Origin of the sequence: Propionibacterium sp. oral taxon 192 str. F0372 (assembly GCF_000413315.1) — a bacterium.
Classification (GTDB): Bacteria; Actinomycetota; Actinomycetes; order Propionibacteriales; family Propionibacteriaceae; genus Brooklawnia.
On record NZ_KE340297.1, the window covers coordinates 789,736 to 814,720 of the forward strand.

23 protein-coding genes are annotated in these 24,985 nt (G+C 63.5%); 6 read left to right on the forward strand and 17 right to left on the reverse strand.

Features of this window, described 5'->3' with window-relative positions:
• Positions 1-562: 562 nt before the first annotated feature.
• The 13 genes from HMPREF1531_RS03630 to HMPREF1531_RS03685 form a co-directional block, all read right to left on the reverse strand.
• The gene (locus HMPREF1531_RS03630; protein ID WP_156860159.1) at positions 563-1,213 is read right to left on the reverse strand and encodes a hypothetical protein; all 651 of its coding nucleotides are present in this window, start codon (positions 1,211-1,213) and stop codon (positions 563-565) included.
• Positions 1,214-1,542: 329 nt separating this feature from the next.
• Complete coding sequence (locus tag HMPREF1531_RS03635; protein ID WP_016668551.1) at positions 1,543-2,979, reverse strand: ethanolamine ammonia-lyase reactivating factor EutA; 1,437 nt, start codon at positions 2,977-2,979, stop codon at positions 1,543-1,545.
• 46 nt (positions 2,980-3,025) lie between these two features.
• Positions 3,026-5,077, reverse strand: a complete 2,052-nt coding sequence (pta, locus tag HMPREF1531_RS03640) for a phosphate acetyltransferase (protein ID WP_016668552.1) — start codon at positions 5,075-5,077, stop codon at positions 3,026-3,028.
• Positions 5,068-5,196, reverse strand: a complete 129-nt coding sequence (locus tag HMPREF1531_RS14270) for a hypothetical protein (protein WP_269593234.1) — start codon at positions 5,194-5,196, stop codon at positions 5,068-5,070. The genes pta and HMPREF1531_RS14270 overlap by 10 nt, the downstream gene beginning before the upstream one ends.
• 22 nt (positions 5,197-5,218) lie before the next feature.
• A complete protein-coding gene (locus HMPREF1531_RS03645; protein ID WP_156860160.1) occupies positions 5,219-5,860 on the reverse strand; it encodes a hypothetical protein in 642 nt (213 codons plus the stop codon).
• Positions 5,861-5,916: 56 nt separating this feature from the next.
• Positions 5,917-6,585 (reverse strand): cupin domain-containing protein, encoded by a 669-nt coding sequence (locus tag HMPREF1531_RS14065; protein ID WP_016668554.1) that lies wholly within the window; start codon positions 6,583-6,585, stop codon positions 5,917-5,919.
• Positions 6,586-6,623: 38 nt separating this feature from the next.
• On the reverse strand, positions 6,624-6,899 hold the full coding sequence (eutM, locus tag HMPREF1531_RS13550; protein WP_232210260.1) for an ethanolamine utilization microcompartment protein EutM: 276 nt from the start codon (positions 6,897-6,899) through the stop codon (positions 6,624-6,626).
• A gap of 206 nt (positions 6,900-7,105) precedes the next feature.
• Complete coding sequence (locus tag HMPREF1531_RS03660; protein ID WP_016668556.1) at positions 7,106-8,602, reverse strand: aldehyde dehydrogenase family protein; 1,497 nt, start codon at positions 8,600-8,602, stop codon at positions 7,106-7,108.
• Positions 8,603-8,620: 18 nt separating this feature from the next.
• Positions 8,621-9,277, reverse strand: a complete 657-nt coding sequence (gene eutL / locus HMPREF1531_RS03665; protein WP_016668557.1) for an ethanolamine utilization microcompartment protein EutL — start codon at positions 9,275-9,277, stop codon at positions 8,621-8,623.
• A 16-nt stretch (positions 9,278-9,293) separates the two neighbouring features.
• Complete coding sequence (gene eutC, locus HMPREF1531_RS03670) at positions 9,294-10,196, reverse strand: ethanolamine ammonia-lyase subunit EutC (protein WP_016668558.1); 903 nt, start codon at positions 10,194-10,196, stop codon at positions 9,294-9,296.
• Positions 10,197-10,201: 5 nt separating this feature from the next.
• Entirely contained in the window at positions 10,202-11,569 is a 1,368-nt protein-coding gene (locus HMPREF1531_RS03675) for an ethanolamine ammonia-lyase subunit EutB (protein ID WP_016668559.1), read from the reverse strand.
• 129 nt (positions 11,570-11,698) lie between these two features.
• On the reverse strand, positions 11,699-11,989 hold the full coding sequence (locus HMPREF1531_RS03680) for a EutN/CcmL family microcompartment protein (RefSeq protein WP_016668560.1): 291 nt from the start codon (positions 11,987-11,989) through the stop codon (positions 11,699-11,701).
• 3 nt (positions 11,990-11,992) lie between these two features.
• The gene (locus tag HMPREF1531_RS03685) at positions 11,993-13,180 is read right to left on the reverse strand and encodes an ethanolamine utilization protein EutH (RefSeq protein ID WP_016668561.1); all 1,188 of its coding nucleotides are present in this window, start codon (positions 13,178-13,180) and stop codon (positions 11,993-11,995) included.
• Positions 13,181-13,467: 287 nt separating this feature from the next.
• Here HMPREF1531_RS03685 and HMPREF1531_RS03690 point away from each other — a divergent pair, with 287 nt between their 5' ends.
• Positions 13,468-13,752 (forward strand): GNAT family N-acetyltransferase, encoded by a 285-nt coding sequence (locus HMPREF1531_RS03690; RefSeq protein ID WP_016668562.1) that lies wholly within the window; start codon positions 13,468-13,470, stop codon positions 13,750-13,752.
• A gap of 18 nt (positions 13,753-13,770) precedes the next feature.
• On the opposite strand, the gene HMPREF1531_RS03695 is transcribed toward HMPREF1531_RS03690, so the two are convergent.
• The 4 genes from HMPREF1531_RS03695 to HMPREF1531_RS03710 all read right to left on the reverse strand — a co-directional run bounded on the left by HMPREF1531_RS03695 (position 13,771) and on the right by HMPREF1531_RS03710 (position 19,095).
• The gene (locus HMPREF1531_RS03695; RefSeq protein ID WP_016668563.1) at positions 13,771-14,862 is read right to left on the reverse strand and encodes a mannosyltransferase family protein; all 1,092 of its coding nucleotides are present in this window, start codon (positions 14,860-14,862) and stop codon (positions 13,771-13,773) included.
• A gap of 45 nt (positions 14,863-14,907) precedes the next feature.
• Positions 14,908-16,320 carry a glycosyltransferase family 87 protein gene (locus HMPREF1531_RS03700; protein WP_232210218.1) on the reverse strand — a complete coding sequence of 471 codons (1,413 nt, stop codon included), beginning with the start codon at positions 16,318-16,320 and terminating at the stop codon, positions 14,908-14,910.
• Positions 16,321-16,424: 104 nt separating this feature from the next.
• The gene (locus HMPREF1531_RS03705) at positions 16,425-18,668 is read right to left on the reverse strand and encodes a transglycosylase domain-containing protein (protein WP_016668565.1); all 2,244 of its coding nucleotides are present in this window, start codon (positions 18,666-18,668) and stop codon (positions 16,425-16,427) included.
• On the reverse strand, positions 18,661-19,095 hold the full coding sequence (locus tag HMPREF1531_RS03710) for a DUF5318 family protein (RefSeq protein ID WP_016668566.1): 435 nt from the start codon (positions 19,093-19,095) through the stop codon (positions 18,661-18,663). The genes HMPREF1531_RS03705 and HMPREF1531_RS03710 overlap by 8 nt, the downstream gene beginning before the upstream one ends.
• A gap of 345 nt (positions 19,096-19,440) precedes the next feature.
• On the opposite strand from HMPREF1531_RS03710, the gene HMPREF1531_RS03715 reads away from it, so the two are divergent.
• The 5 genes from HMPREF1531_RS03715 to hrpB all read left to right on the forward strand — a co-directional run bounded on the left by HMPREF1531_RS03715 (position 19,441) and on the right by hrpB (position 24,734).
• Entirely contained in the window at positions 19,441-20,127 is a 687-nt protein-coding gene (locus tag HMPREF1531_RS03715; protein ID WP_016668567.1) for an energy-coupling factor ABC transporter permease, read from the forward strand.
• Positions 20,120-20,509, forward strand: coding sequence for an energy-coupling factor ABC transporter substrate-binding protein (locus tag HMPREF1531_RS03720; protein ID WP_016668568.1), 390 nt, complete (start codon positions 20,120-20,122; stop codon positions 20,507-20,509). Before HMPREF1531_RS03715 ends, HMPREF1531_RS03720 begins: the two co-directional genes overlap by 8 nt.
• 5 nt (positions 20,510-20,514) lie before the next feature.
• Positions 20,515-21,306, forward strand: coding sequence for a cobalt ECF transporter T component CbiQ (gene cbiQ / locus HMPREF1531_RS03725; RefSeq protein ID WP_016668569.1), 792 nt, complete (start codon positions 20,515-20,517; stop codon positions 21,304-21,306).
• Positions 21,303-22,115 (forward strand): energy-coupling factor ABC transporter ATP-binding protein, encoded by an 813-nt coding sequence (locus HMPREF1531_RS03730; RefSeq protein WP_016668570.1) that lies wholly within the window; start codon positions 21,303-21,305, stop codon positions 22,113-22,115. The genes cbiQ and HMPREF1531_RS03730 overlap by 4 nt, the downstream gene beginning before the upstream one ends.
• Positions 22,116-22,238: 123 nt before the next feature.
• Positions 22,239-24,734, forward strand: a complete 2,496-nt coding sequence (hrpB, locus tag HMPREF1531_RS03735) for an ATP-dependent helicase HrpB (protein ID WP_016668571.1) — start codon at positions 22,239-22,241, stop codon at positions 24,732-24,734.
• The last annotated feature ends 251 nt before the right edge of the window (positions 24,735-24,985 follow it).

The window sequence follows — 24,985 nt, forward strand, 5'->3', positions numbered from 1 at the left end:
CCTCCTGATAGGCGCAGGATGGCCGAAAAGGGTGCTGGTTCTGTCGGCAACCGGATGGGGTCCCCGATCACGCCATCGGCTGTGTGGATGGGGGCAGGTTGGCTGTCGCGCTCAGGGGTCACGGCATGGGATCGTCCATAGACTTCGATGGCGCTCCCAGCCAGTCCAGCGAAAGCCTCCGAATGGTAGTGCCGGAACAAGGCATCACAGACGCCTTCACCTTCTGTATCATCCGGATGCCACAGGACGAAGACATCAAGCAGGGTCGGGGCAGGTGCACTGACCCGTTGAGATCCGAGGGCAGGCGAGACCATAGCCACATGCTAGTTGGCGCGCTCCTTGCTGACCAGTGCACGACGGGATTCAGCCTGAAAAGCCTGGGTGGGCTGTGCGTGCTTCACGACAAAGTAAAGCCTGGTCAGCACAGTTCACGTCTCGCCATCGACGTTTGGCTCGCAAACCAAAGGCTGAGATTGGAAGAGCTCTGAATAAGTTTTCGAGAACAACACGTTCGATGGTGACCGATCACCAACTACAGATTCTACCTCACGCGTTCAATGGTTCACGCTTTCTGTGGTACGTAGCCGGATAGTTGGTCGGAGTATTTCATCATGTCGCCGGTGTCTGTGGTGCCTGCTTCCCAGAACAGCTCGTTGCCTTTTTGGTAGAAATCGATCGAGATCATCGCAGATTGGTTGAGGTTGGGGTTGTTCCGCACCCCGGACACGGCAGCGGCGATGTCTGCTGCATCATATTCGTCGAGGTTGAAGGTGATCGTCGCGTCTTGGGGGAAATCCTTGTCATCGCAGAACATGGGGAATAACGTGGAGGGCTCGTCCCATCTAATACTCGTTCTTGCTAGGCAGGGTTCCCCTAACGTGTTGGTGACCTGTAGTCCACCGATTTGGAGGCTATGATCGCCTTCAAAACCGTATGAGAAGGTTTGGATTTCTGCGGAACCGAAGTAGTCAGTGTATGCTTTCTTGAAGGCTTCCACGTCGGAGGCTGACTCGAAATCAAGAGCCGGAAGAAACGCGGGCTGGCCATCAAGCTTCGACCGTTCATGCAACTTCCGGATTCCGGGCTCACCCTTCTTATCACAGTCGACTCTGGTTTCGATCTTCCCGGACGGCCCCACCCGGGCATCAACCCGGGTAGACGTGCAGTTCTCCTCCTTGAAAACAGCCCTAGCCTCAGCCACAAGAGCATCCACTCCAAACCTGTCAAGATCGACTGGACCAGACGATGGGAAAGGCTGATCCCGATCCTCGGTGACCAGCTCACCAGAGCCGAACCATGTCGAGGTCAATCGGCCATCACGAACCCATTCGACTGACACAAGTGTGTTCGGCACATCATCCAGCTCGCCAACCCTCAAAGCGACAATCTGCCTGCCGCCGATCTCAGCCAAAATCTTGTCCAACTGCTCATGGACATCCATCTGAAACAACCGACACCCCGACAACAAAGACACCACACCCACCACCGCCAACACCACACACCAAAACCGCATCACACCACTCTCCCATCACCACACACTAGTCAAACATTGAAAACCAGCGTCTTCACCACCACCGGCACGGCACGACCGTCACCAACCGGAAGACCGATGTCGATGTAATCACCAAGAGCGGTGTGCACCCCGTCGATGCAGATCAGGTCGTCCTGGCGGCCACGCTTCACCGCCAGCGACTGCCCGAGCACCTTCGCTCGGTCGTGCTCCAGCACCACCACCAGCGGTTCCGGGCCCTCCAGCACCGACCGGGCGCCGGCGATGATCGCGTCGGCCAGATCCTGCACCGCGGCAAACGAATCCAAACCCGCACCGGTCATGGCGATGGCCACGCTGCGCGACGGGTCATCGGGGTGATGCAGGCGTAACCGTTCGTCGATGGTTCGCGACAAGGCGAGGGAATCGGCGGTCTCCTCGTCGTCGATCCTGATGATCGGCACATTGAGCATTGGCAGCAGCCCAGCCGCATAGGAGATGGTCGAACCGGAGATATCCGTGGTGTGTACCCCGGCGCCAACCACCGTCGCGCCGATGGTCTCGACCCCATGGAAACGTTCCACGAGAGAAAACGCGGAATCTTCGGCGATGGCCCGGCCCAGCAGCGGGCCGATATCCCCGTAGCGGAAGGGATCGCCAAGCTCGGGGGCGTCGATCAGATCAGCCACTCCACCGGAGAAGGAGATCACCTTCGGGGCGATCGACGACGCCAGCGGCACCCCATCGTTGGTGTACATCAGCGGCTGCATCTCATCGGGAGGCACCAGACCGATACCCATCGCCAGCTGGCGGGCCATCACCCTAGTCAGCGCGCGCAACCGCTCCATGTCTGGGCGGTCGCCAACCTCAATCGTGATCCGGTTCGCCTCGGCCAGGCGCTTGGTGGCCCGCGAGATGTAGGAGATACGCCCGTCGGTGATACGCACCAGCCGCCCACCGATATCAAGACAGGATGTCCCCAGCAGTTTCCCGTGCTGGTAGGCGGCGATATTCGTCGTTCCGCCGCCGATGTCCAAATTGGCGATCACCTGGTGGTTCACCAGTTCCCGCGACCACGTATCGATGCCAGCCCCGCGCGCAGCGAGCACTGATTCCAATTGCGGCCCAGCGGTGGCGACGACGAACTCCCCGGCCAGGCTCGACAACGCCTCCAGCACCGAGGCCGCATTGTCCGCGCGGGCCGTCTCGCCAGTGATGATCGCGGCCCCAGTACCGATATCAGCGGGGGTGAACCCGCCATTGCGATATTCCTGCTCGACGATCGCCCGCAACGCCTCCACGTCGATCAACTCCGGGCTGATCAACGGAGTCATATGGATCTTTGACCGGTGAACGACGGTTTTGCCGACGATCTCGACCCGCGGCACGACAAAAGCCCCGGCGACGTTCTCAATGGTCAACTCGGAGAAAACCAGCTGCGTGGTGGAGGTGCCGACGTCGATGCCGACGCTGAGGATCTTGTCGCTCACCGCCCCACCCCTCCCGGTCCGCGGATGACCGCCCAGCCCGGGCTCATCACTTCATACCCGCCTGGATCGCTGTGATGGCGACGGTGTTCACGATGTCGGAGACCAATGCCCCACGCGACAGATCGTTCACCGGCTTATTCAACCCCTGCAGCACCGGCCCGACGGCCAAGGCATTCGCCGAACGCTGCACCGCCTTATAGGTGGTATTCCCGGTCTTCAGGTCGGGGAAGACGAAGACCGTCGCCCGCCCGGCCACCGGGGAATCCGGCATCTTGGTGCGCGCCACCGATGGGGTGGTCGCCGCGTCGTACTGCAGCGGCCCGTCAACCAGCAGATCAGGGGCCTTCTCTCGCACCAACCGGGTCGCCTCGACGGTGGCATCCACATCCGGGCCCGATCCGGAACTGCCCGTCGAATAGGACAGCATCGCCACCCTGGGGGTGATGCCGAACTGCTCGGCGGTCCGCGCCGAGGAAATGGCGATGTCGGCGACCTGGTCTGGGGTTGGGTTCGGGTTCACCGCGCAATCGCCGAAGACCAGCACCCGGTCGGCGAGACACATGAGGAAGGCCGAGGAGACCACCGAGGTGCCAGGCGCGGTGCGGATCACCTCAAGAGCCGGGCGGATGGTGTGGGCGGTAGTGTTCACCGAACCCGAAACCATGCCGTCGGCGAGATTCTCCAGCACCATCATCGTGCCGAAATAGGAGACGTCGGCCACCTTGATTCTGGCCTGATCGAAGGTGACCCCCTTCTTGGCCCGCAGTTCGGCGTAGCGGCGGGCGAAGGAATCCAGCAGTTCGCTGGTTGCCGGATTGATGATCTGCACCCCATCCAGACACAGCCCCAACTCGGCTTGGCGGCGCTCGATCACCTCCGGATCACCCAGCAGCGTGAGCCGACAGATCCGGTCTCGCACCAGCCGGTCTGCGGCCTTGAGAATGCGCTCCTCGGTGCCCTCGGGCAGCACGATGTGCCGGTCTGCCTTGCGTGCCTCCGACAGTAACCGGTGCTCGAACATCATCGGGGTGACGACGTCGTCATCGCCCACGACGCCCTTCGCGGAAATCAGGCAGGCGATGTCCACCTGGGCGCCGACGATCCGCTTCGCCTCGGCACACTGCACCGCAGTGAACCAGGAGGCGCACCCACCGGCGGCACGACAGCTGGCAGAGGTCTCAGCCACGTCGCAAGGAGTCGACAACAGCGGCACCGGTACCTTCAGCCGGTCCCACAACCGCACCACCTCACCGGCGGCACCGGCACCTGCCATGACGACCGCACCCGGGTGGGTGAACCCACCTGCGGTTAGCCCAATCGCCAGGCCCAGCCCGAGATCGGTACGCGCAGCATCGCAGATCACCGTCTGACCAGGCTCAATGACATCCAGCAGATCGGCCAACCCACCGTCGGCGACGAGCACGTCCCCGGTATTCCAGTCGGTGGCTGCGGGCCCGGCAAGCAAGGTCGCGTCAACGGTAGGGCAGTCATCCGTGCGCTGGCCCAGCCCCTGCGGGGTGATCCGATCGACGACGAAACCCGGGACGCAGGTCTGCCCCAGGTCCTCGGTGGTCAGGCAGTCGTGGGCGCTGCGAACAGTGATGAACCCGGCCACCCGGGCATGATTGCGCAGGGCCTCGTCGACCGCGGCATTGACGCGTTCGTTGATGCGCTGGGCGCCACCGGCGCAGGGAACGACCAAGGTCAGCGGAATGCCGAGATTCGCGGCAATGCGGGTATGCCAGGCGAACCCGACAGGCGCTAGCGGCCCGTCGAACTCGGAGCCGATGACCACCATCGCCTCGTGACGAGCCGAGATCTGTGACCAAGCCTCGATAATCCGGGCCATCGCCGCATCCGGATCGGCCAGCAGCTCCGCAGCACTCACCGGCTGCGGGCCGACCTCAATGCGGGTGCCCAGCTGCTGGGCGATGGCCGCAGCGAGGGGGTCAACGGGGCTCGGGGTGATGGGACGGAACACTCCCACCCGCCCGCGGTCACCGAGATGGGCGCCCACCCCGACGGCGAGTGCCAGGAGCTGATCGCATTCTCTGGTCGGGCACAGGTAGACGACGGGCCCGGACTGGATCACATCCATCGGATGACCGCCCCCACCAGATGCTTCCCGAAGACGACCGCGCGTCCCATGCCTTGCTCCTCACGATATTGTTCTGGCGTGCGCGGCATCGCTGCCTCGCCCACCGCGGATCCGGTCACCGGCGTGCACCCGGAGGTGCATTCACCGGGTGGTGTCCCCCTTCAGTTCCAGCTGAAGGCATTCAACGACGGCGCCCAGTTGGTGCAGGCCCTGTCGAACCGCCATGGCCCACGCCGACGGGCGCGGACCGAAGCCCTGACGGGCCAGTACCTCGATCTCCCGGATCTCGCAGCGCACCCGGTTTAACCGGTGCTGCAGGAGCGGGTCTTCGACCCCCACGATAGGCGGTGGCGTTGTGGGGCAGTCTTCGCCGCCCGGCGATAGGTCGTCGCCGGGCGCAGCGAGCCCATCGACCAGCTGGCTCGTGGCCTCGGCTGCGATGAGCAGCGAGCAGAAATCGGCGAGCGCACCGAGGCTGGAACACAGCTGTGCCCGGCCCTCGTCGTGTGCGGCCCGCTGGATGAACAGGATCGTCGCATGCACGGTTGCGAGCCGGGCACCGAGCATGGCGCGGGCGACACCCTGCGGGGAGTCGTCGAATGTACCGGGATCATCTGGCACGACCCGGCCACCTGCCCCGGCAATGCGATCCGCACTCCGGTCTGGGGGAAGACTTGCGTCGGCGACCAGTCCCGGTTCGTCGCCGGGAATCAGCACGACATCCCACTGTTTCACAAAGTCAGCAGCCGAAGGCGTGAGCCGCGCCCCGGCCGGAACGGTCACTGACTGTCCCGGTCGGGGGTGACGAATCCACGACCTGAGGTCCGCCTCGGTGATGATCACCCGATCTGGTCCTCCCAGTTGGCGGGGAAGGTCACGTAGACAAACTTCGCCCAGCTGGGGGTGCCGAAGGTGATGCTGGAGCCTTTGGGCACGTACAGCACGTCACCGGGTCGGCCAACCTTCCCACCAGCATCACCGCCGAGATGCAATTCGCCCTCAAGCACGATCTGCACCTCGTCATAGGTGAGTGTCCAGGGGAACTCGCCCGCGGTGATCTCCATGTACCCGGCAGCCATCGGGGCACCGTCATCGCCAGTGACCACGTCGCCGGTGCGCACCTGCATACCCGGGGGCGGTCCCGGGTAGGGGAAGGGCTCCATCGTCGCATCGGTCTGCGTCGCATGCTTGACCGGATGGCGGCGGGTGACGGGCGCGGGAGTCACGGTCTCGCCCCGGGCCATCACCGAAGCGACGATCGCCCGGATGCGATCGGTCAGTTCATCGGTGTCTGCGACCCGATCGGCAGTGGTGTCCGCCCGGGCAGGAGCCGGGACGGAGGCCGCCGGTTCCGGGACCGGCACGTTCCCCTCCACGATGGTCACCCCGAGATCCTTGGCCAGATCCGCTGCCAAGGCGGTGACCAGGGTTCCCGGTCCGGCGTGCAGCACCCCACCGCTGCTTGCGGCGTTCTTCACGTCGGTGGCGGTCAGCACCTGTGCAGCCATGTGGTTTCACCTCCTCCTGGTTCCCCCACGAGAACCTGTCAGCGAGAAGGAAGGATGATCTCGACGTCGGAATGCGGGCGCGGGATGACGTGCACCGAGATGAGCTCGCCAACCCGGGCAGCGGCAGCCGCACCGGCATCGGTGGCAGCCTTCACTGCGCCGACGTCGCCACGGACCATGACGGTCACGTAACCGGCGCCGATCTGCTCCTTGCCGATCAGCTTCACGTTGGCGGCTTTGACCATGGCGTCAGCCGCCTCGATGCTGCCAATCAGACCCTTGGTCTCGACCATGCCGAGAGCAGTCATATTGATGTCAGCCACTGGAGTGCTCCTTTTCTCTTCCTCTGTTGAGGTCTTGGCTTTTGTTGTCGTTGTCCCGGCGGGTGCCGGGGCTTGTTTGTTTTCCTTGCTGGTCACCGGTGCCTCCCCATCGGTGACCGGGGCCTGCTTCGCACCGGATGCCTGCTGGCCGGTTGTCGTCTGCTTGCTGCTGGTCGTCGCTGCCACAACTCACCCTCCTACTTCCGCAGTTCCGCAAGAATCCGCTGCACAACCTGTTCGATCACCTGGGAGTCTGAGGGGGCCGGGGCAGCCTCAGACGCATCGGTGGGCGAACCGTCAACGATCCCTGCATGGGCGCGAGCCTCGGCAGGAGGATTGTTCAGATGATAAGCGACCCGCTTCACGTTGAGAACGTGCTCGACGGTGATGTTGTCCGACACCGACGCCCCGCCGATACCGCCGGGGGCCAAGGTGAGCGAGGGGCGGATGCCGGTGGTGAAACCGACTCCACCCAGCGATCCCCAGGTGTTGACCATCATGCGGAAGGCCGGTTTCTCGATGGCGAAGGCCATGATGGCCTCCTCATCGCGGGAGTGGATGGTCAGCGAGTGTCCGTCACCACCGAATTTCAGCAATTCGATGGCCAGTTCGCAGCCGGCCCGCCAACCGTCGGCCTCCATCCACCCCAGCACCGTGGTGAGTTTCTCGCGGGACAGCGGATGCTTCGGCCCGATTCCATCCAGCGGCACGACGAGGATCCGGCTCCCCGGATCGACATCGATACCCACGGCCTTGCCCAGCGCCTGCGGGGTGCGACCGACGAACTCGGCGTTCATCATCCCGTTGGGCCGGAACATCACCTTGGCCAGCCGATCGGCCTCCTCTCTGGAGAGGAACTGGGCCCCGCGGGCCTGCATCTCCTCCTTGAGGCGTGCGGCGATCGGACGGTCGGCGATGACGGTCTGCTCGGTGGCGCAGATGGTGGAGCAGTCGAAAGATTTCGATTCCACGATCATCTGGGCCGCCCGCACCACATGGGCGGTGCGGTCGACGTAGCAGGGTCCGTTGCCGGGCCCCACTCCCAGGGCTGGCTTGCCCGTGGAGTGAGCGGCCTTCACCATGCCGGGACCGCCAGTAGCCAAGATCATGTTGATCGCATAGTGGTGCATCAGCTCATTGGTTCCGGCCAAGGAGATCTCGGTCATGCAGGAGATCATTCCCTTGGGCAAGCCAGCGGCCTCGGCAGCCTCGGCCATCACCCTCACCGCCGCAGAGGTGGACTTCACGGCGGTGGGATGGGGAACCACGACGATGGCGTCACGCGCCTTGATGGCGATCAAAATCTTGTAGATCGCCGTCGAGGTCGGATTGGTCGACGGAGTGAGCGCGCACAGCACACCCACCGGCCAACCGATTTCCACCACCTTGTTCTTCTCGTCACGACGCAGCACTCCGCAGGTGGGGACATCTTTGATGTCGTCCCACACTCCCTGGGCAGCGAACTCGTTCTTGAGCTTCTTGTGGGCCGGGTATCCGAAACCGGTCTCGTCGTGGGCCATCTGGCCCAGACGTCCAGCTTCGCGCATGGCGGCCGCCACCATCGCTTCGCAGATACGGTCGACCTGCTGCTGGGATGCGAACTGGAAAGACCGCATGGCCTCCCGGGCCGCCACGGCCAGGTCACGTGCCTGCTGAACGGAACGCAGATCCTTGTCAATCGTTGCTTCGGTCATCTCCACGGTTCCCAGCCCTCAGTACTGCTTGGGCGCCGAGGCGACATCAAGAACGGCGGACTGGAAGGCCGCGCAAGCAGCGCGGCAGGCGCTTTGCGAGCCGGTGAGTAAACCACCAGAGAAGTTGGTCTCGCTCGGGGGCGCGAAATGGACCTTCATATCGACATCGGCGGCCTTCATCGCCAAATCCAGACCCCAGGTCGCCTCCAGCGGCGGGGCGATGAGATAGGCCAGCGATTCGCCGGGGTTGATGCCCGCCTCCTTGGACAGGTAGGTGCCCGTCGCGGAGATCAGGTGCGGGAAGAAGGCCAGCTCGCCCGCCTCGTCGGCGGCGTAGAACCAAGCTTTCTCCTCGGCATGGGCGACGCAGGCGTCGATGCCGGAACGGACCTCTGCCGGGGTGGGACCGGCGAGCATGCCGATGATCTCGCCCGACAAGGGACCCGATGCATGTGCTGAACCGGCATAGAAGCTCTTGGCGTAGACGACGTCCACCTCGGCGAATTTGGTCGCCTCGTCGAGGGACACGTACAGCGAATCGTCGATATCACAGGTGATGATGCCCAGGGCCCGGTGATGGTCCTGCAGATCCAGGAACTCGGCGAACCCGCGGTCGACGTTGGAGATCAGACGTACGGCCAGAATGGTCGGTTTGATCGGTTCAAGGATTCCCATTGTCAATCTTCCTTACCTAGTCCTTGGCCACTTCGCGAAGCTGCACACCGGATGCCGAATGCTGGATCATCCGTTTGATGAAATCGACGATGTAGGCACCGGCCTCCAGCGGGTTGGTTCCGCCATGAGTGGTGATCATGCAGATCAGGTCACGATCGGCGTCCGACTTACCCGGCTGCGGGTCGTAACCCATGTAGGCGCTCATGGCGTCGGCGATACCCAAACCAGGACGTTCACCGATAAGCAGGATGAGCACCTTGGCACCGATGATCGAATTGACGTCGTTCATGATGCCGACGCGACCGTTCTCGATGAAGAACGGGGTGCCGATGGACAGGCCAGCCGACTTCAGGCCCTGTTCGATGACCGGGTAGATGTTCGGCAGGTTGTTGTCGATGGCCGCAGCGGACAACCCGTCGGCAACGCAGATCTGGACGTCGGGGTGCTTGACGCATTTCTCCTCGATGGTCTTGCGGGCCTCGTCGCTCAGCTTGCGGCCTAGATCGGGACGCAGCAGGTATTCGGCACGGTCGGCCACCTGGGAGGTGACGGTGAACAGGCTGGAACGATCCCGAAGGTCCTCGCTCACCACACCATAGATGGCATCCTGGGTGACGCCGTGATCGGCCTGGAAGAGCAGGGCTGTTGCGGTCTTCGGACGGGCACCCGCACGGCCGACGGCCAAGCGGGCCGAGGTCGAGCTGACCATCTGGCGCAGCCCCTCGATGTCCTTCGGGTTGTCGACCAGGATCGCGTGCCGAGCTTCGGGGTCGGTGGGATCAGGAAGATCGATCACCAGTTCGCCGGAAGCCTCGGCAGCGCGGGCCGGTGCTGGGTCAGCGGTTGCGGCTGGGGCGAGACCCTCGCGGGACAGCTCGGCCAGCACGCGCGAAACGATGTCTTCAATCGACTGGCTCATCACAGTCACCTCCGCAGGAACAAGGACGCGTCGCCGGCGATGTCAGTGAGGTGTCCGTCCTTCCACAGCCCCACATCCTCCATCCACTTCTCAAATTCGGGCAACGGACGCAACTCCAGGGCCTGCCGTAGGGCGGGGGCGTCGTGGAAGCTGGTCGTCTGGTAGCTGAGCATCGCATCGTCGCCCATGGGGATGCCCATGATGAAGTTGATGCCGGCCGCGGCCAGCAGCACCGCCAGGTTGTCGTTGGAGTTCTGGTCGGCCTTTGCGTGGTTGGTGTAACACACGTCGCAGCCCATTGAGACGCCGGCCAGCTTGCCCATGAAATGGTCCTCCAAGCCGGCACGGATGATCTGCACCGAATCATAAAGATATTCGGGGCCGATAAAACCGACCACGGTGTTCACTTGGTAAGGATTCCAGCGACGGGCGATGGCGTAGTTGCGGGCCTCCAGCACCAGTTGATCGGCACCATTGTGGGCGTCGGCCGACAGGGCCGAACCCTGTCCGGTCTCGAAGTACATGTAGTTCGGGCCGGCCGTCCAGCAATACTTTTTGGCCAGCTCGTAGGCCTCGTCGAGCAGGCCGACGGACACCCCGAAGGATTCCATGGCTTTCTGCGAGCCCGCGATGGACTGGAAGATCAGACCGGCCGGGGCGCCACGACGCAGGCACTCCATCTGGGTTGTGACGTGGGCCAGCACGCAGTTCTGGGTCGGTACCTCCCAGGTCTTGATGACGTCGTGGGTCATCTCCAGCAGGCGGGAGACCGAGCCGACGGTGTCGTCGGAAGGGTTGATACCGATCACCGAGTCGCCGGAACCGTAGGACAAGCCCTCGTAGGTGGCGGCACGGATGCCCTCCACCGAGTCGGTCGGGTGGTTCGGTTGCAGGCGCGAGCCGATAGTGCCCTTGAGACCCATGGTGTTTTGGCAGTGGGTGACCACGCGGATCTTGCGGGCCGCGTAGACCAGGTCAAGATTGCCCATCAGCTTGGCGACGGCCGCGATCATCTCGCCGGTGAGAGAGCGTGAGATCCGGGCGATGTCGGCCCCGGTGGTCTTGTTCGACAACAGCCACTCGCGGAACTCGCCGACGGTCCATCCCTTGATCTCCTCGTAGATGGTCTCGTTGATCGCATCGTCGATCGCCCGGGTGACCTCGTCCTGGTCGTAGGGAACCACCGGGTTCTCCCGAAGGGCGCTCAGCGGAACTTCGGCGAGCACGTATCGTGCGGCCACGCGTTCGGCGGCCGAGCGAGCAGCAATTCCTGCCTGCTGGTCTCCGGACTTCTCCTCGTTGGCCTTTGCCAGAAGCTCTTTGAGATCGGCGAATTCGTAGGTGTGCCCGAACAGCTTGGTTCGCAACAACATCTACTTCACCTCCTGACGGTAGCGATCCATGTTTCCTGTCCTCTCGGAATTCAATGGTGACACCTTTCCGCCAGCCACTGCCGGAAAGGGTTGAACGTTGTTCAGTTGTGTCAGCCCTTCACAGCAGTGTCAGCCCTTGCGGAAGGTGACTTCGCCGGAAACCTCCATGGAATCCAGGATGGCCATGATCACCGCATCGACGGGCGTGTCACGCGTAGTGGCGGTGAATCGCCCAGCGCTGCCAGCAGAGACGAGCACCAGCTCACCCTCACCAGCACCGACGGCATCCACCGCCACATAGGGTTCACCGGTGATCTGGTCGTCCACCGAGGCATCCCGCACGACAAGTAGCTTCGCTCCGCGCAGGGAATCCTCCTTGATGGTGGAGACGGCCGAACCGACCACCCGGGCGATCCTCATTGCTTAGGCCTCCTGAGCCTGTGCCGCAGCGGATTCCTCCGCAGCACCCGATGCAGGGAAGGCGTTGCGGAACATCAGCAGGGCCAGGGCCACCGCCGCGATGCCCGCAACGAGCTTGCCGGAGATCATCGCGGCGATCATGTCGGGCATCACGCCTGCGGTGAAGCCCAAGTGGTCGCCGAAAGCAAAGGCCGCCGACACGGCAAAGGCCGCATTGAGGATCTTGCCGCGGGCATCCATGTTCTTCATGATCTCGAACATCGCGATGTTGTTGGCCAAGGTGGCGATGAAGCCACCGGCAGCGGTGTCGTTGACACCCATCAGCTTGCCGACGGCCGCCAGCGGCTTCCTGCCGAAGGTAACGATGAGGTGCACCGCGGGGAAGGCGCCAGCCAAAGCCATCGCGATTGAAGCAATGATGCCGAAACCTTCGGTCGCGGGCTTCATCACCCAACCGGATGCGTCCTGGGCCCCGAAGAGCACGAACAATTCATTGCCGTCGGCATCGGTGATCGTCGGGAAAACTTGGAGCACACCCTGGAAGATGCACAAGATGAGACCGATCGAGATCATAAACACCAAGCCCTTGCCGAAGGCCTCGAATCCGCGAGTCATCATGTCGGGCTTGAACCACAGGCCGACGGCCAACAGGATCGCGACCAGCACGATCGGAACGGTTTGGCGCAGCACGAAGACCGGGCTCATACCGGCGACCAGACCGGAGACGACCACACCGATCGGGATGGTGACGATGCCAGCCATGACCCCGCGGGCCAGGAAGCCACGATCCTCCTTGTTGATGATGCCCAGGGCCACTGGAATGGTGAACACGATGGTCGCACCCATCATGGCGCCCAAAATCAGACCGGAGAGCTTCTGGGCATCGGGGTTTCCGGTCAGCGCCTGGGCCAGCGGCCAGCCACCCATGTCGTTGGCCAGCAGGGTGCCGGCGAACATTGCCGGATCGGCTCCCAGGAATTCATACACGGGGCGGATCACGACACCGAGTACTTTGGCCAAGATCGGAGACAAGGAGTAGACGCCCACCATCGATAGGGCCAGCGGACCCATCGCATTGATGCCCTCCTCGAATTTCTCTCCGAGACCGAATTTGTTGCCGATCGCGCGATCCAGACCGCCCAGCACCATGCAGATCATCAAGATCCACATGATCACTTCATTAATGCCCACCTAAGCCCCTCAACTCTGAAAGGAAACCACTTATGACAAGAAGGAAACCACTTATGACAAGTAAATTCTGGCAAGTGAACCACTTGTTCCATGACAACTTGCCATAGACGAGCACTACCGTAGTGGCCCTGCTCACCTTGATGCAAGACTGAAATAAAGTGTTCCCTCAGGAGAAATGATCTTGCAGTCCACGGTTCAAGCAACCCGCTGCCCACTTGGCTCAATCTGCTTTGATGGGGCGCATCAGCGGGGCGCACCCCGAGCGTTCACATGACAGGAACCGGCCCATGCCCGAACTTAACCTGATTGACAACACCGCAGCTTTCCGATACGAGGCCTACGAGGATGGCGAACTCGTGTGCCAGATCGACTACCTGCTCGACGGGAACGTTGTTTCCTTCACCCACACCGGCACCCCGGTTGCCCATCGTGGGCGCGGGCTGGCGAGCAAGTTGACATCCTTCGCCCTCAACGACGTGCGTCGCCGGGGGCGCAAGGTACGCCCGCTATGCCCTTACACCGCCCAGTACATCAAGTCACACCCGGCCTACCGCGATCTCGTTGTCGGCTGAGTGCCCCGGCGCTCATGGTCACGACGCCCAGCCGCCAGTTCCGTACTGCCACGCCCACCAAGCCATCGTCGCCACATCGGCGAGCACCAACGCGCCACCAACCAACCAGCGGGTGATGCGCGAACCGACGCGTCTGGACAGCAGATCGCCGATGAGCACGAAGGTCGGGAACCACAACAGCACAGCTCGGTTCACCGAGATGAACCATCCGGAGCAGGACAACGCCAGCACCGCCGCACCCACCCAGGCTGCTTCAGCCCAACGACGCCTGACCAGGCACCAAACCACCGTCACATAACCAACGATCACAGAGACGATCTCCCAGCGGAACATCGCGGCGACGGCATCGCTGCGCGGAGCCCAGTAGGCCTGGCTGGTCATCGGCCAGGTTGCCCGCAAGCCCTCCCACGGCCACGCCAAACTACGTTGCCAGCCGCTGTTCTGGGCAGAGTACCAGGCACCCCAGTCCCCGGTGAGCCGGTAGAGGAAGACCGCGTGGGCGCCCAACACCGCGGCGGGCACCAACAACCAGGCTGCGTTGCGGATACGATCCAGCATGCGTTCGTCTTGGACGAGGGCCATGATGCCCAGCCCGGCGATGAGGAACAGCCCAGAGACCCGCAGGGTACAGGCGAGTCCGGCCAGGGCGGCTGCCTGGCCCCAGCGACGGGCGTCGGCTCGCTGCCAGGCCCAGAACCCGGCGGCGGCGAAGAAAGACTCGGTGTAGCCGACCGCGGTGAATACCCCCATCGGGGCTAGACACCACAGACAGGCCACCGTGCTGCCGAAGAGCCGGTACAAGGCCCACACGGCAAGAAGTGATGCAATATTGGCGGCGATCGCTGCACCGATCACCATGTTGATGCCGAAGGCGTCGAGGAGCCTCATCAGCAGCGGCAAGCCGGGGAAGAAGGCCTGGTTGGCCTGCTGCACATAGCCCTCGGTAGCGATGCCGGTGAAATGCGCCACATCCCAATTCGACAGCACATCGACCACGCTGCGCCGACTGGTCTCGACGATGCGAAAGAGCACGAGCAGATACACCACTCGCGTCATCAACCATGTGATGACCACTAGTTTCGGATCATCACGGCGTTTCTCAAGAGTCATCGTGATGACACCGCCACTCGTCACAACGCCTGCGGACGACGACGCTCATCGCCTGGCTCTCCAGCCACGTAACTGCGACACCCGGGCGGGGCGACGACGCTCGTTGAGAATGACCACCCAGTCGGCGTCCAGGGCGTGGTCGAGCACACCGCCGTGTGGGTCGTCGGTATGTGGAATGCGCACCGGATCCTCCCAGGGCCGCATCATGTCGTCAATCACCCGCAGTCCCACCCACACCTGGATGACGACGCGGAAGATGATCGCCAACCAGTAGAGGATCTCCCCGTCGGTGCCGATGCCGAGGGCTCCCTGGAGCATGCCCCACACGCTGAAGTTGTAGATGACCTCGCCGACGCTCCATACCGCGACATCGGTGAACTTCGGGCGGGCCAGCACCACCAGGGGCAGCAGCCACAAGGCGAATTGTGGTGAATAGACCTTGTTGAATATCAGGAAAACGATGACCAGCAACAACCCCACCTGGGCCACCCGGGGGCGCCGAGGGGCCTTGATCACCAACCAGGCTATGCCAATGCCGCCGAATGCCATGAGGGCAAAAGCGATGCCGGAGACCCCAGGGACGTCGAAACCCATCAGCGAGATGACGTACCACAGGGAGCCCAGATCGGCCTTGCGGTCGGCGTTAAACGACCAGAAATAGACCCACCCGGACCAAGAAATGATCATCATCGGGGCATTCACCGCACCCCAGGTGAGTACGGCGGCAACCCACATCACCACCGCCTGCCGGTGTTTGGCGGCCCGGATGCACAACAGGGTGATGGCCACGAGCACGAGCAACGGGTAGAACTTCGTCGCGAAGCCCACTCCCAGCCATATACCGGCCCAGCCCGGGCGTGACCGGGACCAGGCGAGCAACCCCAGGGAGGTGAAGACCAGCACCAGCAGGTCCCAGTTGATCAGCCCGTTGAGCAGCACCACCGGGGAGGCCGCGATGAACATGGCGTCCCAGGAGAAACGGTGCGACTCATCGCGGGAGGGCCGTCCTAGGCGCAGGTGAGCCCAGCACAGCACCATGAAGGCGGCGAAAAGGAAGATGGCATTCCACTGGAAGAAAATCTGCGAGGCGGCCACCTGTCCCGTGCTGCTACCGGCCCCGCCCAGACTGGCGAAGGGCGCAGTCAGGGCCCGCATGGCCATGATGAAATAGCCGATGACGACGGGATACTCCAGGTCAATCGAGGTATAGATACCACCAGACTCAATCATGTGCCGGTTGAGGAAGAGCGTCCAGATATCCGAATAGCACACCCGCAGGTAGGGGTTGGGGAAATGCCCGTCGATCATCCGGCAGGGCAACTGGCGGGCGATGAGCACCAACCAGAACACCCCTGCGACCATGTAAGTCCACACCCGTGGATCACGCCACAACCCACCGGTGGCCGCTCGCGTGCCGAGCGGTCCACCGATACGCCGGGTCAGTACCTCAGGAATCACGAGGCAATTGTGCCCCACGCTGTAGGCCGCCCTCGCACCGGGCGACAATCCGCGTCACGATTCGGTGATGTCATGACCTGGTACTGAGCCACGAACAGCCAGGGTCACCCGGCAGTGCGTGGTCCGGCCGGTTCTCCAGCTGAGACACTGGGCTGCGGATACTCGACCGAGGGCACCGTGGTTGCGGTCTCACTTGGCAGCTCGGTGGGCTCCGGGGCCATGGTTACCGTCTCGGTAGGCTCCGGGGCCGCAGTCGCAGTCTCGGTGGGTTGCGGGGTCTCTTCGGTCACAGAAGGGCTCGGTGCCTGGCTCGGTGGGTTCGCGACCGTCGGCTGGATGTTCGCTGCGGGCGGGAACTCGGTACGGTCGGTCTTCTGAGTGGCCACCGCCATGTAGTCGTTCCAGATGTCGGTCGGGTAACCCGCGCCATAGAAGGCCGCCTGCCCGCTCTTGGCGTAGACGTCAAGGTTCTCCTGACCGGTCTCGCCTGCAGCCATCATGACCGCGGTGGAGATCTTGGCAGTGTAGCCGCACAGCCATCCAGCGCGGGTGAGCTGGCGAGCGGAGCCCCCCTGACCGACCGCTATGCCCTCGGTGCCGGTCTTCCCCGCGACGTCGCGCCCATCAACCGCAGTGCGCTGGGAAGGCTCCGCGGACTGGCTGAGAGCGTAGGTCACGTCTGCGGCCACATCGGCCTCGATGGTCTGTTCCCCAGAAGTGCTTCCTTCATAGACAACGGTGCCTTTAGCATCGATCACCTGGGCGACGACATGGGCCTCGTTACGCTTTCCCTTGTTGGCCAGGGTTGCGAAGGCGTTGGCCTGGTCAAGGACGGTAACCTCGCCCTCCCCCAACACCATGCGGTCGCCTTGCTCGCGCCATGATGGATCCTCGACCAAACCACCGTCGGTAGCCGCGTCGACCAGCTGCTCCGAGCCGTTGTCAATGCGGGTCATCAAATCGACGAAGGCGGTATTCATCGAGTACTGGGTGGCCTTGAGCAGGGTGGTCTGCCCGTAGTTGGCACCGGAGTCGTTGTGCACCGGGACAGATTCCCCAGGCGGGGTGAAGGTCGATCCGCGCAGCACCGAGGTGAGCCCGAAACCGTTGCGCAGGCCCGCGACGATACCCCACACCTTGAAGGTGGATGCGGCATAGTGGTTTGTCGTTGCCCAGTTCAGCGAGGACTTGATGAAATCCGGGCCGCCGTAGAGAGCCAGCACTCCACCGGTGCCCACCTCGACGGAAGCCAGGCCGGTTTTCAGCCCTTCAGCGGTGGGTTCCACCCAATTGCCCGCTTCGTCGCGGTAGCGGCGGGCATTCTCTGCCGCCTTCTTGGTGTTCTTCTGCACCGAATCAACGGCAGCGGCCTGCATGGCCGCGTCGAAGGTGGTGATGATCTTGTAGCCGCCACCGTTGATCTGGTCAGCGGTGAAGCCATTGGCCTCCAGTTCGCTGGTGGCCATGCTCATCAAGAAGCCATTAGATCCTCCGTAGGCTTCCGAGGTCTGGACCTGCGGAAACTGGGGCAGGGTGCCGCGCAGTTGGTCGGCCTCGGACTGGGAGATGTTCTTGGCCAGCACCATGCCGTCGAGCACATAGTCGACGCGCTCGGTCAGGCCCGCTATAGCCTTCTCACCGTTGGCCGGGTCGAAGGCGGAGGGCTGGTTGATCAGCGCGGCAAGGGCTGCGGACTGATGGAGGCTGAGCTGGGCGGCACTGACACCGAAGTAGGTCTGGGCAGCGGCCTCAATGCCATAGGCGCCGCGCCCGAAGTAGATGGTGTTCAGGTAATCCTCAAGCACCTTCTCCTTAGGCAGTTCCTTATCCATCTTGATGGCCAAGGCCAGCTCGGTGAATTTGCGGCTGAAGGTCTGCTCCGAAGTCAGGTAGCGGATCTTGATGTACTGCTGAGTGATCGTCGACCCGCCACCGGTAATCTCCTGATTGGTGGCAATTCCGAACACCGCCCTGGCCAAGCCCTTGAAGTCGATGCCCTGGTTGGTCCAGAAGGAACGGTCCTCGGCTGCAACGACGGCATACTTGATCGACTCGGCCATCTGATCATAGCTGACGACGGTACGGTTCTGCACGGCCAAGGAACCCAGTTCGGTAGTACCGTCACGGAAATAGAGGCGGGTAGTTTGGGTACCGAAATCGGCATTTGGATCAGGCAGTTCGGTGCGTTTGTAGAAGGCGTATCCAGCGACGGTGCCCGCCAAGGCCAGCACTAGTACCAGGATCGTCGTCACCTGGAAGAACCTCTTGATACGTGGATGTTTACCACGCCCGCGTCGTCCCCTGCCCGACGCATCGGCACGCCGCGCGTTCGAGTTGGTCTCAACCATAGATGTCCTCCACAGTCCTCTGTCGTCTCGGCGGCGGTCGCCGCACCCCGTCGCCCAGCACATAGGTCTCGATCAGATGGTTCCAGTTGCAGTCGGGGCAAACCTCCACGACGCGCACCTTGAACTCACCGACCTCGGTCTCCATCTCGCACAATTCCTCGGCAGATTTGATCCGCCCCGAGAATTGACCAAGCTGGTCACCGAAGACATAGTTGAGCACCATCAATCTCTGCGAGGTGCAGACCGGGCAGTCACGGGCAGCTAGCACACCGTGGTGCAGGGCCGACCGGACGAGCAGCGGGTCCGCGTCACAGGGATCGATACCGCTCAACAGGGCCGCTGGGCGACGCATCGCCTCAAGAGTGGCCCGACGTTGCAGGGCATGGCTGACCCGTTCGCGCTGGGTGCGGAACGGTGGACGAACCATGCGCACCAGCCTAGGGCGTGGAGCAAGGTCCGTGGTCATCACCCAGAAACATACGCCCGGCTTGCCCGCAGACGGTCGTGATCTGTCCGGCTGCGCTCCCAAGCCCACCACCATCACTGTGCTGACGACGCATCCACTGGAAATGAAGTGCGCGTTGCCAATAGATGCGTTGTCAATAGGTTTGGTGCGATGATATGATCAGACATCCACCAGGATCCAGGAAGCCGGATCAAGCCGGCACGGTCGCGCCACTGTGACCGTCTTACGAGACGGAAGTCAGAAACTGGCTCTGGTGGTGCCTTTCGTCGACGGGACGCATGATCCCGAGAAAGGAGTGACTTTCGCATGCACATTGCAGAAGGCATTCTTCCTCCTATCCAGTGCGCGGCGTGGTATGCCGCCTCCGCGCCGTTCGTCGTGCACGGCGCACGCCAGGTGATCAAGGAGGTGAAGGAGCGTCCGGAGAACCGGCTGCTGCTGGCAACCGCCGGTGCCTTCACCTTCCTGTTGTCATCAATCAAACTGCCGTCGGTGACCGGTTCCTCGTCGCACCCGACCGGAACCGGAGCCGGAGCGGTGATCTTCAAACCACCGGTGATGGCCTTCATGGGCACCGTGGTGCTCATCTTCCAGGCGTTGTTGCTAGCCCATGGCGGCATCACCACCCTGGGCGCGAACGCCTTCTCCATGGCAATCGTCGGACCATGGGTCGGCTACGCGTTCTACAAGCTGACGATGAAGGTGGGCGGCCCGAGTTGGCTGGCGGTGTTCCTGTGTATGGTCTTCGCCGACCTATCCACCTACTGCGTCACCAGCATCCAGTTGGCCCTGGCCTTCCCTGATCCGTCGAGTGGTATGGCTGGTGCTGCGGCGAAGTTCCTGTCGATCTTCGCGGTCTCCCAGGTGCCATTGGCGATCATGGAGGGTTTCCTCGGCATCCTGCTGTTCCGCTTCCTGGTGAAGGTGGCGGCCCCCCAGCTGGATTCTCTCGGGCTGGATCTCGGTATCGCGAAGGAGCACGCTCATGTCTGATGTGCTGACCAGCAATCGCAAATGGGTCACCCCGGCGCTCGTGGCCGCCGTCGTGGCGATCTTCCTGGCCTGCCTGTTTATCGGAACCCATGCTGCATCCGGTGAGGAGGAAGCCTTCGGCGGCACCGACGGGGCAGCCACCACGGCTGCCGAGGAGGCCGGCGCTGAACCATGGTTCAAGCCGCTCTTCGAGCCGGCGGGCGAGGTCGAGTCCGGACTGTTCGCCATGCAGGCCGCCATTGGCTCGGGTGTCATGTGCTTCGCCATCGGCTGGATGGCCGGGAACCGCAGGGGCGCCAAGCATGCGACCACCACAGCTGATACCGGCGCGGGGCCCGATCCGACCAACGAGGCCGGGAACGAGCAGACACCGGTGGACTGAACCCCATGCATCTACACATCGGATCCCTCGATGATGCCGCCTGGTATTCCCCCTGGCGGCGTCACCGGGTGGGGGAGAAGGTATTCTGCTCCATGAGCTTGGTGGCCACCGCGCTGCTGGCACCGACGTGGCCGGGCACCTTGCTGGTCTCACTGGCCGCCGTCGCATTCATCTGCGGGTGGGCGCGCATCCGGCCCGGGGTACTGCTGGCCGCGATATCGGCCCCAGTGGTTTTCCTATTGCTCGGCGCAGCCTCGGTGTTGCTGTCCGTTGGCCAGTCAGCAGTCGATGCGTGGTGGCAGTTGGGCTGGTTGAGCATTGGTGAGACCTCGATGCGCCAGGCCGCCAAGCTATTTGCCCATGGAATCGCGGGGACCTTGGCGGTGATGGTGCTTGCCACGACGACTCCCATGGTTGACCTGCTCACCTGGGGACGTCGGCTGCGCATTCCCGATCCGCTGCTGGAGATCGCAAATCTCACCTACCGGCTGTTGTTCGTTTTGCTGGACACCGCGATCACGGTATTCGAGGCGCAGCGTTGCCGCCTGGGCGACGACCCGGTGGGCCCGGGTGCGTTCCGGCGGCGCTGGTCGAACCTAGCTGCCGGGATCGGACAGGTGGGGGTGCTGGCCTGGAGCCGGGCCTCGGTGCTGAACGAGGGCCTGACCCATCGGGGCTTCGAGGATTCGTTGGTGACATTGCCGGTTGCCCGGCCCGCGTCACCGAAGCTTTTGGGAGGCAGTGCGGCTGTGGTGGCAGCCATTTGGGCAATCAGTTTGGTGGTGACCAACCTATGAACACTGTGTTGCAGGCACGCGGCCTGGTGGCCGGGTACCCAGGCCGGGAGAAGGTACTGGATGGAGTCGAGCTGTCCATCAAGGCGGGTTCCCGCATGGCGCTGCTGGGGGCGAATGGTTTCGGCAAGACGACGCTGATGAGCGTGCTGTCGGGCTCCCTGAAGCCGACCGCCGGTGAGGTGCTGCGCGAGGATGGGCCCGTCGACTGGTCTCGCAAGGGGCTGCGGCAGCATCGTCGCGCGGTGCAAATGGTGCTGCAGGATCCGGATGCCCAATTGTTCAGCGCGGATGTCATCCAGGATGTCTCCTTCGGGCCACTGAACCTCGGACTCGGTGTTGACGAGGTGCGACATCGCGTCGATGAGGCCTTGGAGTTATTGGGGGCCTCCCATCTTGCGGAGCGCGCGACCCACCATCTGTCATACGGGGAACGCAAACGGGTAGCGACTGCCGGGGCGGTGGCCATGCGTCCACAGGTGCTGTTGCTGGATGAGCCGACAGCCGGGCTGGACCCACTGGGCGTTCGACAAATGCGGGCGGCACTGGACCGGCTGACCGATCACGGCACGACCATCGTCATGGCCACCCACGACGTCGCCCTGGCCCTCGACTGGGCCGACGAGGCCGCGGTGGTGTGCGATCACCGGGTGACCCAGGGGCCGGTGACCGAGCTACTGGCGAACCGGGACATCATCGAGCGGGCACACCTGGAAATGCCGTGGGCCTTGGAACTGGCGCTAGAGCTGGATCTAGATGGGCGCCCCAAGAATCTGCCTCAGGTACTGGAACTGCTGCGGGCTGAGGACTGAGATCCCGTCAACATCGCTGCTTGTCAGCAGCCATGTTGATGGGTTGATGACCACCGGCCCTGATCGCGCGTCGATGATGCGCGGGTGCGGCGGGTTCGGTGGTCGATATGCCAGACTGCCAGCATGTTCAACCTCGACGTGATCTCGGCGGGACTACCCGTCGGGACGATCGTCGACGAGTTGGTGCGCGTGCTCAAAGCTCCGGGGGCACGGGTGGTCGTCACCGCTCCTCCCGGTTCTGGTAAGACGACGGTCGTGCCTGCCGCAGCGGCGGTGGCTCGCGGTGGACGGGTGCTGGTGACCCAGTCACGCCGGATCGCAGCCAGGGCGGCTGCGGCCAGACTCGCCGAGTTGTCCTGTTCACCGGTGGGGGGTTTGGCCGGGCACACGGTGCGCGGCGAGTCGAGGGTTTCTCCGGGCACCGCGGTCGAATTCTGCACGGCGGGAATCCTGGTCAACCGGCTACTTGGTGATCCTGACCTCACCGGGACGAGCACCGTCGTGCTGGACGAGGTTCACGAGCGGGGTTTGGACACGGATCTGGGCTTCGCGATGGTCCAGGAGGTCGCCTCGCTACGCGAGGATCTGGGGCTGGTGGTGATGTCGGCGACCCTGGATGCTGCCCGCTGGATGGAGTTACTGGGGCCCGATGCGGTGCTCGTCGAGGTTGGCGGAGTGCTGCACGAACTGACCGTCGAATGGGCTCCGCTTCCCGCAGGTATGTTGCCGACCCATCGGGGTCATCTGTCTCAGGAATTCGCCGATCACCTAACGGGCATCGTGGCATCGGTCGCCACCCGCACCACGGGGTCGGTATTGGTCTTCGTGCCCACCAGGCGTGACGTCGAGGAGATGGTTTCTCGGATCAGGGTTCCAGGGATGGTGACGGTGGGCTTGTCGGGTGGGGTTAAGCCACAAGAACAAGATGACGTGTTGCGCGGGGGCGACCACCGGGTAGTGGTGGCGACATCCGTGGCGGAATCCTCACTGACTGTGCCTGGAGTACGGGCGGTGGTGGATTCCGGGTTGTCTCGGGAACCACGCTTCGATTCCGGTCGGGGCATGTCGGGGCTGGTGACGGTCCGTGAATCCCGGGCCAGCGCCGAGCAGCGGGCCGGGCGAGCGGCTCGGCTCGGTCCAGGGCTGGCAGTGCGTTGTCTCCCGGCCTCGGAGTGGGCGGGCATGGCAGCAGATGCGACCCCTCAGGTGCGCGTCGTCGATCTGTCGGACGCCGTGTTGCGACTGGCCGCATGGGGTTCGACGCGTGGAGATGGGATGGCTCTGCCCGATCCCCTACCGACGGCGGGCCTGGAACGCGCTATCCGGGCGTTACAGGGACTAGGCGCGTTGGACGCCGATGAGCGGATCACCGATTTGGGGCGACGCCTGGTGCGGGTGCCTACCGAGCCCAGGCTCGCCCGGGGGCTGTTGGTCGGCGCCGAGATCGTGGGGACCCGGGCAGCTGCGGAGGTCGTCGCCATGTTGTCCGGGGATCTTCGGTGCGCAGACGGGGACTTGCGACGCCTGCTAACCGACCTGCGAGCGGGACGGATGAGCGGGGCACAATCGTGGCGTGTGGAGGCACGACGGCTGGCGGGTCTGGTGCCTGGTCATGGGGATGGTCGCCCAGATCCGGTCGGCATCGTGACAGCGCTTTCTAAACCGGAGTGGATCGCCCGTCGACGTGATGACGGGTCGGGTTTCCTGACCGCCTCAGGCACCGGTGTGCAGGTGGAGCCAGGGTCGGTGTTGGGGCGGGCACCGTGGCTGGCGATCGCGGAACTGAGCCGGGTGGAGGCTGGGGAGCGCAACACTTCGGGGGCGGTGGTGCGGGCCGGGGTGGAAATCGACGAGGAGACCGCGCTGGAGGCCGGGGCGCGATTGCTCAGCACCTCCACCGTGGCCCGGTGGCACCCTGAATCCGGCCGGGTGAGAGGTCGGCTGGTGCGACGGCTGGGGGCGATCGTGCTGGGTTCGACACCAACGAGAATCGATACCGAGAAGTGCCGTACGCTCCTGCTCAAGGAACTGCACATACATGGTCTTGGCTTGTCGAAGCCGGGGTTTTTGGTGTGGGACGATGCGGCACGAAGACTGCGCGACCGATTGGGCTTCGCACACCAGATGTTAGGTGATGACTGGCCAGATGTCTCGGAGGAGGCCTTGACCTCCTTAGCGGAGGTATGGCTCGGCCCACATCTGGGACAAGGATCAACGAAACAGATCGACGTGGCCGGGGCGTTGCGCGGCCTGTTGGGCTGGCAGCAATTGGCGGATCTCGACCAGGTGGTGCCCGAGCGCATCGTGGTGCCGAGTGGCTCGCGGATCAGGGTGCGTTATCCACAGGTGGGCTCGGGCGGGGCGCCAGTGCTGGCCGTGAAGCTGCAGGAGTGCTTCGGCATGACATCGACGCCAACCATGTGCGGGGTCACGGTAGTGATGGAGTTGTTGTCTCCTGCACACCGTCCGCTGGCCGTGACCGATGACCTGGAGAGCTTCTGGCGCGAGGTCTACCCGCACGTGCGAGCCGAGAACCGTGGCCGCTACGCGAAACACCCATGGCCGGAGAACCCATTGACGGCCGAGGCGAGGCGCGGGACGAAGAAATCCGGAATCTAAGTGAAAAGGGCACGGGTCTTCATCGGCCTCGGACGTCTCGTCTGTCCTGCACGTGTGCCCGGAGCACATAAGGATCATTGGAGGATCCTCCAGCTGACTGTCTCCCTGCGATCGCGCTCACACAGGCATGCCCATCACCCTGAGCTGCGCCCGGTCGACGACGGACCGACGCCGCCGGTGTAGTGGATCTGGCTATCTCTCGCCCGTGATTTCCCGTCGGCGGCGGCGGCGGCTAAGCTGTCTACGCTGCA